The sequence below is a fragment of the Frigoribacterium sp. CFBP 8754 genome (genome assembly GCF_014841815.1).
Lineage (GTDB): Bacteria > Actinomycetota > Actinomycetes > Actinomycetales > Microbacteriaceae > Frigoribacterium > Frigoribacterium endophyticum.
Window position 1 is genome coordinate 125,496 of record NZ_JACYUO010000003.1, and the last position, 13,826, is coordinate 139,321.

The 13,826-nt window shown below is 68.4% G+C and carries 14 protein-coding genes; 8 read left to right on the top strand and 6 right to left on the bottom strand.

Going from position 1 to position 13,826, the window contains the following annotated elements:
• Window positions 1–43: 43 nt before the first annotated feature.
• The gene (gene dnaN, locus IFT72_RS11030; RefSeq protein WP_185230697.1) at window positions 44–1,192 is read right to left on the bottom strand and encodes a DNA polymerase III subunit beta; all 1,149 of its coding nucleotides are present in this window, start codon (window positions 1,190–1,192) and stop codon (window positions 44–46) included.
• 492 nt (window positions 1,193–1,684) lie between these two features.
• Entirely contained in the window at window positions 1,685–3,100 is a 1,416-nt protein-coding gene (gene dnaA, locus IFT72_RS11035) for a chromosomal replication initiator protein DnaA (RefSeq protein ID WP_056058127.1), read from the bottom strand.
• A gap of 383 nt (window positions 3,101–3,483) precedes the next feature.
• Here dnaA and rpmH point away from each other — a divergent pair, with 383 nt between their 5' ends.
• From rpmH to IFT72_RS11075, 8 genes are all read left to right on the top strand, one after another.
• The gene (rpmH, locus tag IFT72_RS11040; RefSeq protein ID WP_043595303.1) at window positions 3,484–3,621 is read left to right on the top strand and encodes a 50S ribosomal protein L34; all 138 of its coding nucleotides are present in this window, start codon (window positions 3,484–3,486) and stop codon (window positions 3,619–3,621) included.
• A gap of 10 nt (window positions 3,622–3,631) precedes the next feature.
• Complete coding sequence (gene rnpA, locus IFT72_RS11045) at window positions 3,632–3,967, top strand: ribonuclease P protein component (RefSeq protein ID WP_235491293.1); 336 nt, start codon at window positions 3,632–3,634, stop codon at window positions 3,965–3,967.
• Window positions 3,964–4,320, top strand: a complete 357-nt coding sequence (yidD, locus tag IFT72_RS11050; RefSeq protein ID WP_056058131.1) for a membrane protein insertion efficiency factor YidD — start codon at window positions 3,964–3,966, stop codon at window positions 4,318–4,320. The genes rnpA and yidD overlap by 4 nt, the downstream gene beginning before the upstream one ends.
• Before the next feature lie 9 nt (window positions 4,321–4,329).
• On the top strand, window positions 4,330–5,292 hold the full coding sequence (gene yidC, locus IFT72_RS11055) for a membrane protein insertase YidC (protein WP_056058135.1): 963 nt from the start codon (window positions 4,330–4,332) through the stop codon (window positions 5,290–5,292).
• 92 nt (window positions 5,293–5,384) lie between these two features.
• On the top strand, window positions 5,385–6,026 hold the full coding sequence (locus IFT72_RS11060) for a R3H domain-containing nucleic acid-binding protein (RefSeq protein WP_082514652.1): 642 nt from the start codon (window positions 5,385–5,387) through the stop codon (window positions 6,024–6,026).
• A gap of 72 nt (window positions 6,027–6,098) precedes the next feature.
• Entirely contained in the window at window positions 6,099–6,740 is a 642-nt protein-coding gene (rsmG, locus tag IFT72_RS11065; RefSeq protein WP_192046451.1) for a 16S rRNA (guanine(527)-N(7))-methyltransferase RsmG, read from the top strand.
• A 442-nt stretch (window positions 6,741–7,182) separates the two neighbouring features.
• Window positions 7,183–8,115, top strand: a complete 933-nt coding sequence (locus IFT72_RS11070; protein WP_056058142.1) for a ParA family protein — start codon at window positions 7,183–7,185, stop codon at window positions 8,113–8,115.
• The gene (locus IFT72_RS11075; RefSeq protein ID WP_056058147.1) at window positions 8,115–9,095 is read left to right on the top strand and encodes a ParB/RepB/Spo0J family partition protein; all 981 of its coding nucleotides are present in this window, start codon (window positions 8,115–8,117) and stop codon (window positions 9,093–9,095) included. The genes IFT72_RS11070 and IFT72_RS11075 overlap by 1 nt, the downstream gene beginning before the upstream one ends.
• A gap of 680 nt (window positions 9,096–9,775) precedes the next feature.
• Here the strand turns inward: IFT72_RS11075 and IFT72_RS11080 are convergent.
• From IFT72_RS11080 to trxB, 4 genes are all read right to left on the bottom strand, one after another.
• Entirely contained in the window at window positions 9,776–10,735 is a 960-nt protein-coding gene (locus tag IFT72_RS11080) for a D-alanine--D-alanine ligase (protein WP_192046452.1), read from the bottom strand.
• Window positions 10,736–10,850: 115 nt separating this feature from the next.
• Complete coding sequence (locus tag IFT72_RS11085; RefSeq protein WP_056058153.1) at window positions 10,851–12,158, bottom strand: PLP-dependent aminotransferase family protein; 1,308 nt, start codon at window positions 12,156–12,158, stop codon at window positions 10,851–10,853.
• Window positions 12,159–12,279: 121 nt separating this feature from the next.
• Window positions 12,280–12,606, bottom strand: coding sequence for a thioredoxin (trxA, locus tag IFT72_RS11090; protein ID WP_056058156.1), 327 nt, complete (start codon window positions 12,604–12,606; stop codon window positions 12,280–12,282).
• 41 nt (window positions 12,607–12,647) lie between these two features.
• A complete protein-coding gene (trxB, locus tag IFT72_RS11095) occupies window positions 12,648–13,640 on the bottom strand; it encodes a thioredoxin-disulfide reductase (protein WP_056059252.1) in 993 nt (330 codons plus the stop codon).
• Window positions 13,641–13,826 lie beyond the last annotated feature (186 nt).

Sequence of the window (13,826 nt, forward strand, 5' to 3'; positions counted from 1 at the left end):
GTTCAGTGGAGGCGCCGTCTGAGCGCCTTCGTCGTGGTGCGCGTCAGCGCAGGAGGAGGTTGGGCTGCAGCAGGTACTTGTAGCTGTCAGCACCGGCCTGGTCCCTCGAGGACTGACTGGTGATCAGCACGGGACCGGGCTTGTTCGGGTTCTCCGTCTTGGTGAAGGAGATCCGCACGAACTCGGAGTGGACCGCTCCGAGGCCGTCGAGGAGGAACTGCGGCTTCAACGAGACCACCGTGTCCTCCCCCGTCAACAACGCGTCGATCGACTCTGATGCCTGCGCCTGCTCACTGCCGATGGCCTCGAGCGTGAGCCCGTCGATCGTGAACGTGAACCTGAGGGCCGCCTCGCGCTCGAGCACGAGCGAGACGCGGCGGACGGACTCGACGAGCTCCGCCGTGTTGATCACGGCGTAGTTCTCGACGGTCTCGGGGAAGAGCCGCTTGACCGGGGGGAAGTTGCCCTTGATCAGCAGCGACGTGACGGTCTTGTCGCCCGCCTGGAACGCGATCAGCTCACGGTCGTCGCTGCCGGTGATCGAGACGGCGACGGTGGTGGCGCTGCCGAAGGTCTTGCCGACCTCCTGCAGGGTGCGGGCCGGGACGAGCGCGGTGGTCGTCTCGGCGCCGCCGGTCGTGCCGGCGTCGAACTCGATGCCACGGACGGCGACGCGGTAGCGGTCAGTGGCCACGAGCGAGAGGGAGTTCTCGGAGACCTCGAGCTGCACGCCGGTGATGACCGGGGTGACGTCGTCGCGGGACGCGGCGACGGCGACCTGCGAGATGGCGAGCGAGAAGGCGTCGCCGGGGACGACGCCGGACTGCGCGCCCACGGTGGGCAGCGTCGGGTACTCCTCGACGGGCATGCTCAGCAGCGAGAAGTTGGCGGAGCCGCAGCTGACGGCGATGCGGTTCTCGTCGGTGGCGAAGGTGACCGGCGCGTTGGGCAGGCGGCTGGCGATGTCGGCCAGGAGGCGGCCGGACACGAGGATCGTGCCCGGTTCGTCGACCTCCGCCGCGATGCTCGTCTGGGCCGAGACCTCGTAGTCGAACGACGAGAGCGTTAGCCCGTCGGCGTCGGCCTCGATCAGGACTCCGCTGAGGATCGGGAGCGTCGTGCGCTGCGGGAGGAGCTTCACCGCGAACGAGACGGCATCGCTGAAGACGTCACGGTTGACCTGGAACTTCACGCGGGGACCCCTGTTCGACTACGCACCGGTGGATTGCCCGCCAATACTGCCACAGCGATGAGGCGGGCGGTCCCGGGGCTCCGGAGGGCAGCCCGCTGTCCACAAGGTTGTCTCTCGATCAATTTCTTGTAATCCAGGATTAACAGTCTTAACCGTTGTGCACAGTGTGGATAACCTGTTTAAAACCCCGCGGCCAGAGGGAACTACACGTTTGTGACTTGTGCACGGAGTGTGGAAGTCGGAGGGGGAACCCCCGGTGTCCGACCCCGGTCCCCCGGGCCGTTCCCACAGGTCGAGGCGATCTCCCCACAACGAGCCCCCGAGTTGTCCACGAGTTTCCACAGGTTATCCACACTGTGGGATCGTCCCCGGTCCTGGCGTGGCGCGGGGCGCCTCCCACCGGCCCACGGGACGACGAACGGGCGCCGACACGAGGTCGACGCCCGTCGGGGCGGTTCGTCGGGGAGGCGCGCGGCAGCGGCCTCGACTCCCCTACTTGTAGCGGGTGTCCTGCTTGATCCGGCTCGTCAGCTCCGTCACCTGGTTGTAGATCGAGCGGCGCTCCTTCATGAGCTCGCTGATCTTCTTGTTCGCGTACATGACGGTGGTGTGGTCGCGGTTGCCGAAGAGCTGGCCGATCTTGGGCAGGGAGAGGCTCGTCAGCTCGCGGCAGAGGTACATCGCGATCTGCCGGGCGGTCGCGATCGCCTGCGAGCGGGACGACCCGTAGAGGTCGTCGACCGAGAGCTTGAAGTAGTCGGCGGTGTGGTTGATGATGTCGACCGGCGCGATGACGTTGTCCTCGTCGAGGGTGATGAGGTCCTTGAGGACCGTCTGCACGAGCGAGAGGTCGACCGCCGTCCGGTTCAGGCTGGCGAAGGCCGTGACCCTGATCAGGGTGCCCTCGAGCTCGCGGATGTTGCTCGACACCTTCGTCGCGATGAACTCGAGCACCTCGTCGCGGATCTGGAGCTTCTCGCTCTGCGCCTTCTTGCGGAGGATGGCGATGCGCGTCTCGAGGTCGGGCGCCTGGACGTCGGTGATCAGGCCCCACTCGAAGCGCGACCGCATGCGGTCCTCGAAGCCGGTCAGGTGCTTCGGCGGCAGGTCGCTCGTGATGACCAGCTGCTTGTCGTGGTCGTGCAGGGTGTTGAAGGTGTGGAAGAAGGCCTCCTGCGTGGAGTCCTTCCCCTGCAGGAACTGGATGTCGTCGATCAGGAGGATGTCGATCTCGCGGTACCGCTGCTGGAAGAGGTTCGAGCGATTGTTGGCGATCGAGTTGATGAAGTCGTTCGTGAACTCCTCGCTGCTCACGTAGCGGACCCGGATGCCCGGGTACATCGTCTCGGCGTAGTGCCCGATGGCGTGGAGGAGGTGCGTCTTGCCCAGCCCGGACGAGCCGTAGATGAAGAGGGGGTTGTACGCCTTCGCCGGCGCCTCGGCCACGGCGACCGCCGCCGCGTGGGCGAACCGGTTCGAGGCCCCGATCACGAAGTTGTCGAAGCTGTACTTCGGGTTCAGGCGCGAGTCGTTGCGCTTGCCCGATGAGGGCGACTCGACCGGGGTGGGGACGAACGGCGCCTCGATGTAGTGGACGGGCTCCGACTCCTCGGGCTGCTGAGTCAGGGTGTCGGGCGTGATGTCGGGGTTCACCGTGATGGCGAAGCTCGCCACGGAGGCGTCGCCCAGGGCGGCGATCGACTCCAGCAGGGGGGTGCGGATGCGCTGCTCGAGCATGCCGCGGGTCAGGTCGTTGGGCACCTCGAGGTAGAGGGTGCCGCCGAGCACTCCCTTCGGCTCGACCAGGCTGATGAAGCCGTGGAGCTGAGGGGTGATCCGGTCGTCGGTGGTGAGGGTGGCGAGGACGGACCGCCAGAGGTCCTGGACCGGATCGACGGTGTTCGCCACGGGTCATCACTTCCTGTCGGGTGCGCGAGGGGGCCCCGGCTGTCGTTCGGCAGGGCCCGGTCGGGCCCGCACGAGGATCTCTCCTGCACCAAGTTATGCACAGCTTTCTCCACCGGTGGACGATCGTCGTCTGAGCCGGGAGAGCCGCGGATTCCCCGTGGTTACAGGGATCTGGAGCAGGAAGTACCCACCTTAGTTCGGATGAGTATGACCCCCGCAATCGAAGTTCTCAACAGTGTGGACAAATGCCGGGAGCCCAGTCGTTTGACCGCAGCGCGGATGCCGCGTACTTTTAATCAGTTGATTTCAGCCGATTGGGCTGTGACAAGACTTCTTCGGACACGGCAGCAGGCCAGGTCCGCTTCCCCCACGGAGAGAACACCATGAGCAAGAGAACGTTCCAGCCGAACAACCGCCGCCGCGCCAAGAAGCACGGCTTCCGTGCCCGCATGCGCACCCGCGCCGGCCGCGCGATCCTGGCCGCTCGTCGTGGCAAGGGCCGCACCGAGCTCTCCGCGTAGCTAGTCCTTGTTGGCCCGCGCCAACCGGATCGTCCGCGCAGACGACTACCGCAACACAGTGCGCCGTGGCCGCAAGTCGGGCACGGCGCACTCGGTCGTCTACGTGCGGCGTCGTCGAGACGACGACGCGATCCGGTTCGGCTTCATCGTGGCCAAGACGGTCGGCAACGCCGTGGCGCGGAACACCGTCCGGCGGCGGCTCAAGCACGTGTGCCACGAGCTGCTCCCGACGATGAGCCCCGGCACCGACGTGGTCATCCGCGCCTTGCCAGGCAGTCTCGACGTTCCGTGGTCTACCCTGCTCACGGACATCTCGGGGGTCGTCGACGAGAGCGTGAGGTCATGACCGGTGCACTGCAGTTCGTGGCTCTCCTGCCGCGCAACGTCTGCGTCGTGATCCTCCGCGCCTACCGCGCCGTGGTCTCTCCTCTCTACGGCGAGGTCTGCCGCTACCACCCGTCGTGCTCGCGGTACGCCCTCGAGGCGATCCAGCAGCACGGGGTCGTCCGCGGCGTCGCGCTCGGCACCTGGCGCATCGGTCGCTGCAACCCCTGGTCGGCAGGGGGCGTCGACGACGTCCCGGAGCCCCGTCGGCAGAAGCACTCCCTCACCGCCTTCGGGTTCGTGGTCCCTCGACGGGCCGACTCCGCCCCGCAGACTCCCCCGCGCCTCCTCGCACAGACCCACTGGAAGGGCTGACCCGCCACCATGGACCTCCTCGGTACCGTTCTCTGGCCGCTGAAGTGGATCGTCGAAGCGATCCTCGTCAGCTTCCACACCATCCTCACGGGTGCCGGCATGGGCACCGACTGGGGCAGCACCTGGGTGCTCTCCATCGTCGGCCTCGTCCTCGTCGTCCGTGCCTGCCTCATCCCGATCTTCGTGCGGCAGATCAAGAGCCAGCGTCGGATGATGGAGATCGCTCCGCGCCTGAAGAAGATCCAGGACAAGTACAAGGGCAAGCGCGACCAGTTCAGCCGCGAGGCCATGTCGCGCGAGACGATGGCGCTCTACAAGGAGACCGGCACCAACCCGCTGAGCTCCTGCCTCCCCCTGCTGATCCAGATGCCGATCTTCTTCAGCCTCTACTCGGTGCTGCACAACGCCCAGCAGGACAAGGTGGGCATCGGCCTGCTCAACCAGGCCCTCTCGACGTCGTTCGGCGAGTCGACCCTGTGGGGCGCTCCGCTGAAGGAGACCTTCCTCGGCGCCACCACGTGGGAGGTCCGCCTCCTCGCCGGCGCGATGGTCGTCGTCATGACCGCGTCGCAGTTCATCACGCAGCTGCAGATCGTCTCGAAGAACATGTCGCCCGAGACCAAGGCGAGCCCCATGTTCAAGCAGCAGCGCATGCTCCTCTACTTCCTCCCCCTGGTGTTCGTCTTCTCGGGCCTCTCCTTCCCCCTCGGCGTGATGTTCTACTGGCTGACCTCGAACATCTGGACCATGGCCCAGCAGTTCCTCGTCATCAGGAACATGCCGACGCCCGGCAGCGAGGCCGCCCTGGCCCGCGAGGAGCGCCTGGCCAAGAAGGCCCAGCGCAAGGGGCTCTCGCTCGGCGACATCACGGTCACCGAGATCGAGCCGGCCCCCGCCGTGCCCAAGCCGACCCAGCGCGTGCAGCCCGTCGGCAAGAACCGCTCCAAGAAGCAGAACGGCGCCAAGAAGTAGCGTGTCGGCCCTCCCCGGGCCGACGCCTCCCCCCTGCAGTGCCGCAGCACCTTCCCCGCCGTGATCCCGACCGACCCGGAGAGACGACCGACATGAACGACATCGACAGCACGAGCGCCGACCACGAGGTCGCCCCCGAGGCCACGCCGGAGGCGCGGGTCGAGACCGACGCACCGGTCGCCTCCCCTGCTCCCGCCGTCGACGCCGTCCCCGGGCCCCCGGCCCGGCGCGAGCCCGTCGGCGACGCTGCCGCGGCCTCGCCGGCGCCGTCCGCCCAGTCGATCATCGACGAGGGCGAGATCGCCGCCGACTACATCGAGGAGCTCCTCGACATCTGCGACTTCGACGGCGACATCGACATCGAGGTCCGTGCCGGTCGGTCGTACATCTCCATCGACTCGAGCGGCGGCGAGGGCTCGCTGCGCCTCCTCTCGAAGCCCGACACGGTCAACGCCCTCCAGGAGCTGACCCGCATCGCCGTCCAGGCGAAGACCGGAGAGTTCTCGCGCCTCATCCTCGACATCGGCGGCTCGCGCGCGACGCGCGAGCAGGAGCTCGGCGCCATGGTCGACCGGGCCGTCGAGAAGATCGAGGAGGGCGCCGCGGCGGCCTCGCTGCCGCCCATGTCGTCGTACGAGCGGAAGCTCGTCCACGACATCGTCGCGGCCCGCGGCTTCACCTCGGAGTCCGAGGGCGAAGGCCGCGACCGCCACACGGTCATCACCCGCGCCTAGCCGCGCTGCGCCGACGCCCCGCCCGGCGACCCTACCTCCCTGCTCCACCCGACCGGATGACCTGCTGACGCCATGACCGACACCGCCGAGCTCGAGACCGAACCCGCCGTCGCCGCCGAGATCTTCGGTGACCGCCTCGAGGTCGTCCGTCGCTACACCGCCGACCTCGCCCAGCACGGCGAGGAGCTCGGTCTGATCGGGCCGCTCGAGCTGCCGCGCCTGTGGACCCGGCACGTCATCAACTCCGGTCTCGTCGCCCCGCTGCTCACGGCCGGTCGGGTCGGTGACGTCGGCTCGGGGGCCGGGCTGCCCGGTCTCGTCCTGGCGGCGGCCCGACCCGACGCCACGCTCGTGCTGATCGAGCCGATGGAACGCAGGGTCGAGTGGCTGATCGCCGAGGCGGAGCGCATGGGCCTCACGAACGTGGAGGTGGTCCGCGCCCGCGCCGAGGAGGTCGAGCTCGACGGGTGGCTCGACCAGGTCACCGCACGCGCCGTGTCCGCGCTGTCCAAGCTCATCCCGCTCACCGCGCCCCTCGTGAAGACCGGCGGCCAGCTGCTCCTCATGAAGGGGGCTCGTGTGCAGCAGGAGATGGAGGCGGCTCGCAAGGCGATCGCCAAGGCGCACCTCGTCGACGTCGAGGTGCTCGAACTGGGCGTGGGCCTGGTCGACCCGGCTGAGGTCACACGCGTCTTCCGCGCGACGCTGGACTGACGGTTCGGGCCGTCTCCACAGGAGGCGATCTGAGCGGGGGGCGAGGTCGGTCGAGCTGGGCTGCCGCCAGGGCTCGCGTTCTGTGGGCGTGTGGTGCCCAAGGTCCGCGACCACATCCCATCAGATGCTCCTGAACAGCACATTGTCTGGTTTTCGCGCGTCATGCCACGCCCTCGTGCCGATCCGGCCGAGGCAGTTACCAACATGTTGGTGAGCCTGTGTAGAAAGTCGTCCACAGGCGCCCACGGCGACGCCGGGTGACCCCTGTGGATGCCGTGCCGGACACTGGGGACACCCCGCTCTGGACCTCCGTCGACTGCGGTCGACGAGCTAGAGTTGACCGTGGTCGACCGCAGTGCTGGTCGATCAGGAGCCGACACGAGTCGCTGCTCCCACCCCGCGACCGGAGGCGTCGACCGTCCCGAGTCGACCACCGTTCCACGTGAAACATGGCGAGCAGGAGATCAGATCGGTGAGTTCCTCCACGGAGTTCGACAACAGCACTCCCCTCGCCCGGGAGCTCGCTGACCTCAACCGCCGCAAGCGAGCGCTCTCCAAAGAGCCCCTCCCGGCGCCGGCGAAGACCAGAGTCCTGACGGTCTCCAACCAGAAGGGCGGAGTCGGCAAGACCACGACGACCGTCAACCTGGCGGCGGCACTGGCTCGCAGCGGTGCGCGCGTTCTCGTCATCGACCTGGACCCTCAAGGGAACGCCTCGACGGCGCTCGGGGTCGAGCACCGCGCAGAGACGCCCAGCGTCTACGACGTCATCGTCGGCGAGGGAGACGTCGCCGACGTCGTGCAGAAGACCCCGGAGTTCGAGGCCCTGTACTGCATCCCCGCGACCATCCACCTCGCCGGTGCGGAGATCGAGCTCGTCTCCTTGGTCGCCCGTGAGCAACGGCTCCGCCGGGCGCTCGACACGTACCTCGAGCAGACCGAAGCAGCGGGTGAGCGCTTCGACTACGTCTTCATCGACTGCCCACCGTCCCTCGGGCTGCTGACCATCAACGCCTTCGTGGCCGCCAGCGAGGTCCTCATCCCCATCCAGTGCGAGTACTACGCGCTGGAGGGCCTGAGCCAGCTGCTCCGGAACATCCAGCTGATCGAGAAGCACCTCAACCCGACACTCAAGGTGTCCAGCATCTTGTTGACGATGTACGACGGCAGGACGAACCTCGCTCAACAGGTCGTCGCCGACGTGCGTGAGCACTTCCCCGCGGAGGCCCTGCAGACCCTCATCCCCCGGTCCGTCCGCATCAGCGAGGCGCCCGGCTACGGGCAGACCGTCATCAGCTACGACACCAACTCACCGGGCTCCATCTCGTACCTCGAGGCGGCAGCCGAACTAGCGCGCCGAGGAGCACCCCAGTAGTGGCAACCAAGAGAACAGGGCTCGGCCGTGGCATCGGCGCCCTCATCCCCGTCGCTGACGAGTCGCAGGACCGGCCCGTCGACGTGTTCTTCCCGACCGCGCAGCAGACGGCGGAGGAGCTCGTAGCCGTCCCCGGCGCCCGCCTGGCGAACCTCAACCCGCTCGACATCCTGCCCAACGCTCAGCAGCCCCGGACGGAGTTCCGCGAGGAGGAGCTGGCGGAGCTGGTCACGAGCATCCGGGAGGTGGGCGTCCTGCAGCCCATCGTCGTCCGGCCTCTGCCGGCGGCACCGCGCGGCAAGGGCAAGGGGGCGTCCCGCGAGACGACGGACGTGCAGTACGAGCTCGTCATGGGCGAGCGACGGCTGCGAGCGACGAAGCAGCTGGGTCTGGCCACCATCCCCGCGATCGTCAAGGACACCGCGGACGAGTCGATGCTCCGGGACGCACTGCTCGAGAACCTCCACCGTGCAGAGCTCAACCCGCTCGAGGAAGCGTCCGCCTATCAGCAACTCCTCGCGGACTTCGGCATCACGCAGGACGAGCTGGCCAACCGGATCGGTCGGAGCCGGCCGCAGATCAGCAACACCCTGCGACTGCTGCGCCTGCCGGCGTCGGTGCAGCGCCGGGTCGCGTCAGGTGTCCTCTCGGCCGGGCATGCGCGAGCCATCCTGTCGACGGGTGATTCGCTCTTGATGGAGCGTCTGGCTGACAAGATCGTCAACGAGGACCTCTCCGTGCGGGCCGCGGAGGCGATCGCGGCGGGTGGGAGCAGCAAGCCCCGATCCACGCGCGCTGCGGTCGGCAAGCACCAGGCCCACCTCGACGAGGTGGCGGAGAACCTGGGTGACGCGCTGGACACCAAGGTGAAGGTGCGGCTGGGTGCCCGGAAGGGGTCGATCTCCATCGACTTCGCCTCCATGCAGGACCTGAACCGCATCTTGGCCGCACTGGGGCAGGATCCCTTCGCCCAGGAGTAGCCGGTCCTGGTCTGCGTGACGCCCCTCTCGTCGAGAGGGGCGTTTCACGTGGAACGGGGGCGGGGGGGTGAGCCGAGTCGTCTCGGTCTCGCTTCCCGATGGACGAGAAGAGGGTGGAAGGTTCTCGTCCGTCCATCTGCGTCCTGCCAGCGTGGCAGTGGTCGGGTTTCACGTGGAACGGGGGCGGCGGTGCTGGGAACCGTGGATAGCGGCAGAAGCGCGCCCGACTACGAGGCTGGGCCTGTGCGTGCTGTCGGACCCGTGAAGACATGCGTGCATGTGGCGAAATGCCTAAGATCGACCTTAGTCAGAGATCAACGCCTCACCGCGCAACAGCCCGAACGCTCATAGTATGGCGATCGCAGGGACTGACTGTCGTGCTCTGGTACCGAACCCAGCCATGATGACTGTTGACCGACCACCCGGGCACCTTGCCTTTCAGGGCATTTGTGCCGTGACGGTTGTGTCAGCCAACGCATGTCTCTGTCACGGCTGTCGCGGTTGATCAGCACCTTGCTGAATTAGACCATACGAACGGCGGCCGCCACGTCGCCTCGTTCGGGGGTTGACGTGACGGCTCACCGATGAACCCGCTCGCCCGGCGCCGCGCGGAAGCACCCTGTTCCACGTGAAACGGCCCGCACCCTGAGCAGGATGCGGGCCGTTCTACGCCAGAGTTGTCAGCCGTGGTCGCGGACGGCCTTCTCCGCGAGGGCTGCGTAGACGAGGCCGAGCTCGTATCCAGCCGCGTCCAGGGCCATCGGCACGAGCGACGTCTCGGTGAGGCCGGGCAGGACGTTGACCTCCAGGAACCACGGGGTGCCCGCGGCGTCCACGATTAGGTCGACCCGGGAGAGGTGACGCAGGCCCAGCGCTTCGTGGACCGCCACGGCTGCCGCAGCGGCCGCCTCCCCGGCTGCCGCATCCAGCCGTGCCGGCGTGTAGAACGTCGTCTCCCCCGCGTTGTAGCGCGCCTCGAACCCGTACGTCCCTGATCGGGGCACGATCTCGACGGCGGGCAGGGCCACGGGGCCGTCGCCGGTGTCGATGACGCCGACGGCGATCTCCGTGCCGGTGATCTTCTGCTCGACGATGACGTCGTCGCAGTAGGTGTACGCGTCGACCATGGCGCGAGGGAGCCCTCCGGGCTCGTCGACGACGGTGACTCCCTGCGCCGAGCCGCCGCGGGCGGGCTTGACCACAACGGGGACGGGGTGCTCCTCGGCGATCGCGGCCAGCACGCCGGCTGCGCCGAGCTCCCGGAACGCGTCGTGGGAGAGGGTGATGCCTCGCGGCGTCCTGACCCCGACGCGACGAGCCAGCTCCTTCGCGGTCGGCTTGTCCCAGGCGAGCCGGGCGGCGGCGGAGGTGCTGCCGACGAAGGGGATGTCGAGGGCCTCGAGGAGGCCGCGGAGGGCGCCGTCCTCGCCCGAGGCACCGTGCAGGGCCGGCCAGATGACGTCGGGGCGGTCGGACGTGAGGTGCGCGAGGAGGGAGGCGTCGGGGTCGCGGAGCTCCACCTGGATGCCGTTGGCCGCCAGGCTGTCGACCACGCGCCTCCCCGATCTCAGGCTCACGTCGCGCTCGTGCGAGATGCCTCCGGCGAGCACGGTCACGGTGTGGATGGCGCTGGTGGTCATGGTTTCTCCCCGGGGGTCGAGCGTGAGGGCAGGGCGGGCGTCGAGGCGACGATCAGGTCGAGGGCGTCGTCGCCACCGAGACGGCCGACCATCCCCCTTATCAGGTAAATGCTGGTCAGGAGATGTTCGGGGGCGGCATCGTGACGCCCTGGCGCAGCACCGAGGGCGCCCCCAGCGAGGCCGACGAGAACGTCGCGAGCAGGTCGAGCTCGCCGTTCACCACGGTGGCGAGCCGGGCCACGCCCGTGCGGATCGCCTCGGGGGTCGGGTAGCAGAACGACAGGCGGATGTTCTGGCGACCGCCGCCGTCGGCGAAGAACGCGGTGCCGGGGGTGTACGCGACGAGCTCCTTGACCGCCCGGGGCAGCATGGCCTTCGAGTCGAGCTGCTCGGGCAGGGTGACCCAGACGAAGAAGCCGCCGTCGGGCTCCGTCCAGGAGAGCTGTGGGAGGTACTCCCCCAGGGCCGAGAGCATGGCGTCGCGACGCTCCCGGTAGAGACCGCGGAAGGTCTCGATCTGGGCCTTCCAGTCAGCCTGGTCGAGGTACTCCGTGATGACGAACTGCCCGAACGAGTTGGGCGAGAGCGTCGCCGACTCGTTGGCGAGGATGAGCTTCTCGCGGATGGCGTGCGGCGCGAGCGCCCAGCCCACCCGGAAGCCGGGGGCCAGGGTCTTGGAGAACGAGCCGAGGTAGATGACGCCCTCGTCGTCGACCGAGCGCATGGCCTGCGGCGCGGGCTGGTCGAAGTACAGGAGGCCGTAGGGGTTGTCCTCCAGCACGAGGATGCCGGCGTCGCGGCAGATCTCGAGGATCTCCAGCCGCCGCGCCCACGTGAGCGTGACGCCCGCGGGGTTGTGGAAGTTCGGGATCGTGTAGAGGAACTTGATGGTGCGCCCCTGGGACCGCACCGCGGCGATCGTCTCGCGCAGCGCCTCCGGCACGAGGCCCTCCGCGTCGGTCGCCACGTGCGCCACGTCGGCCTGGTAGGCCTTGAAGACGCCCAGGGCGCCCACGTAGCTCGGCGACTCGGCGAGCACGACGTCGCCCGGGTTCACGAACAGCCGCGTCACGAGGTCGAGCGCCTGCTGCGAGCCGGTGGTCACCACGACGTCGTCGGCGCTGCCGCGGATGCCCTCCATCGCCATGATCTGCATGATGTGCTCGCGGATCGCCGGGGTGCCCTGGCCGGAGCCGTACTGCAGGGCCATGGCCCCGCCGTTCTGCGACATGACGCGGTCGATGGCACCGGTGACGAGCTCACGGGGCAGCGCGGAGACGAAGGGCATGCCGCCGGCCAGGGAGACCACCTCGGGGCGGCTGGCGACGGCGAACAGGGCTCGGACCTCGGAGGCGCTCAGGCCGGCCGTACGGTCGGCGTACGAGTCGTACCACGGGTCGAGGTTGGTGCCCTTGTTCGTCATCTGCGTCCCTGTCTGTCGGGGGTGGTGCGGTTCAGGATATGCCCGGAGGCCGCCGGGTACGGCGAGAGCCCGCCCAGCGGGTGTGCTGGGCGGGCTCTCGGGGTGCTGTCGAGGGTGTCGACTACGCGAGGAACTCCGCCAGGTCGGCCTCGAGGGCCGGCTTGGGCTTGGCGCCGATGACGGTCTTGACGACCTGGCCGCCCTGGTAGACCTTCATCGCCGGGATCGACGTGATCTGGTACTGCATGGCGGTCTGCGGGTTGTCGTCGACGTTGAGCTTGACGATCTCGATCTTGCCCGCGTTCTCGGCCGCGATCTGGTCGAGGATGGGCGAGACCGCGCGGCACGGACCGCACCACTCGGCCCAGAAGTCGACCAGGATCGTCTTGTCGGACTTGAGGACGTCGGCCTCGAAGGACGCGTCGGTGACTGCCTTGGCGGTGCTCATGGTGGTTCCTTTCGTCGTGTGGTTCAGGGGGAGCGCGAGGGTCAGACGGCCACGGACTCGGCCGTGTCGATGCCCTCGGCGGCGCCGTCGGTGTGCTCGGCTAGAAACGTCTGGTCGAGGCTGGCGAGGAAGTGCTCGGCGTCGAGCGCGGCGACGACGCCCGACCCGGCGGCGGTGGCCGCCTGGCGGTACGTCGCGTCGATGACGTCGCCCGCGGCGAAGACGCCGCGCAGGTTGGTCTTCGAGCTGCGGCCCTCGACGGCGATGGTGCCGTCGCTGGTCAGGTCGAGCTGGCCGTGCACGAGGTGCACGCGCGGGTCGTTGCCGATCGCGATGAACAGGCCGTCGAGCTCGAGCTCGCTGGTGCCGCCCTCGACCGTGTCGGTGAGCTGGACGCCGGTGGCCTTCTCGCCGCCGAGGATGGCCGTGACCTGCTTGTTGAACAGGAACTCGATCTTCGGGTTGTCGAGGGCACGCTGCTGCATGATCTTCGACGCGCGCAGCGACTCGGAGCGGTGGATGACGTAGACCTTGCTCGCGAAGCGCGTGAGGAAGGTCGCCTCCTCCATCGCGGAGTCGCCGCCGCCGACGACCGCGATCTCCTTCTGCTTGAAGAAGAAGCCGTCGCACGTGGCGCACCAGCTGACGCCGCGGCCGCTCAGGCGCTCCTCGTCGGCCAGGCCGAGCTTCCGGTACGCGCTGCCCGTCGCGAAGATGACCGAGACGGCCTCCTCGACGGCGCCGCTGCCGAGCGTGACCTTCTTGACGTCGCCCGTCAGGTCGACGCTGGTGACGTCGTCGAGCAGCACCTCGGCGCCGAACTTCTCGGCCTGCTCCTGCAGCTTGAACATGAGCTCGGGGCCCTGGATGCCGTCGGGGAACCCGGGGAAGTTCTCGACCTCGGTGGTCTTCATGAGCTCACCGCCCGCCTCGACGGAGCTGGCGACGATGAGGGGCTCGAGACCGGCGCGGGCCGCGTAGATGCCGGCCGTGTAGCCGGCGGGGCCGGAGCCGATGATGATGATCTGGCGCATGAGCACCTTCCTCGAGGAACGTTCTGGATGGGGTGGGATCGAACCGTCGGAGCCGCGGGGCCCCTGCTGTCTCCCTCGACCGTCTGATCAAACGCATCCTAGCGGCGGGGCATTCCCCGTCCCGGGCCCCCTCCCAGAGGGCGTCCAGGAGGCGCGGCGGAGGGCGCCGGGGAGGCGCGGTGCGGC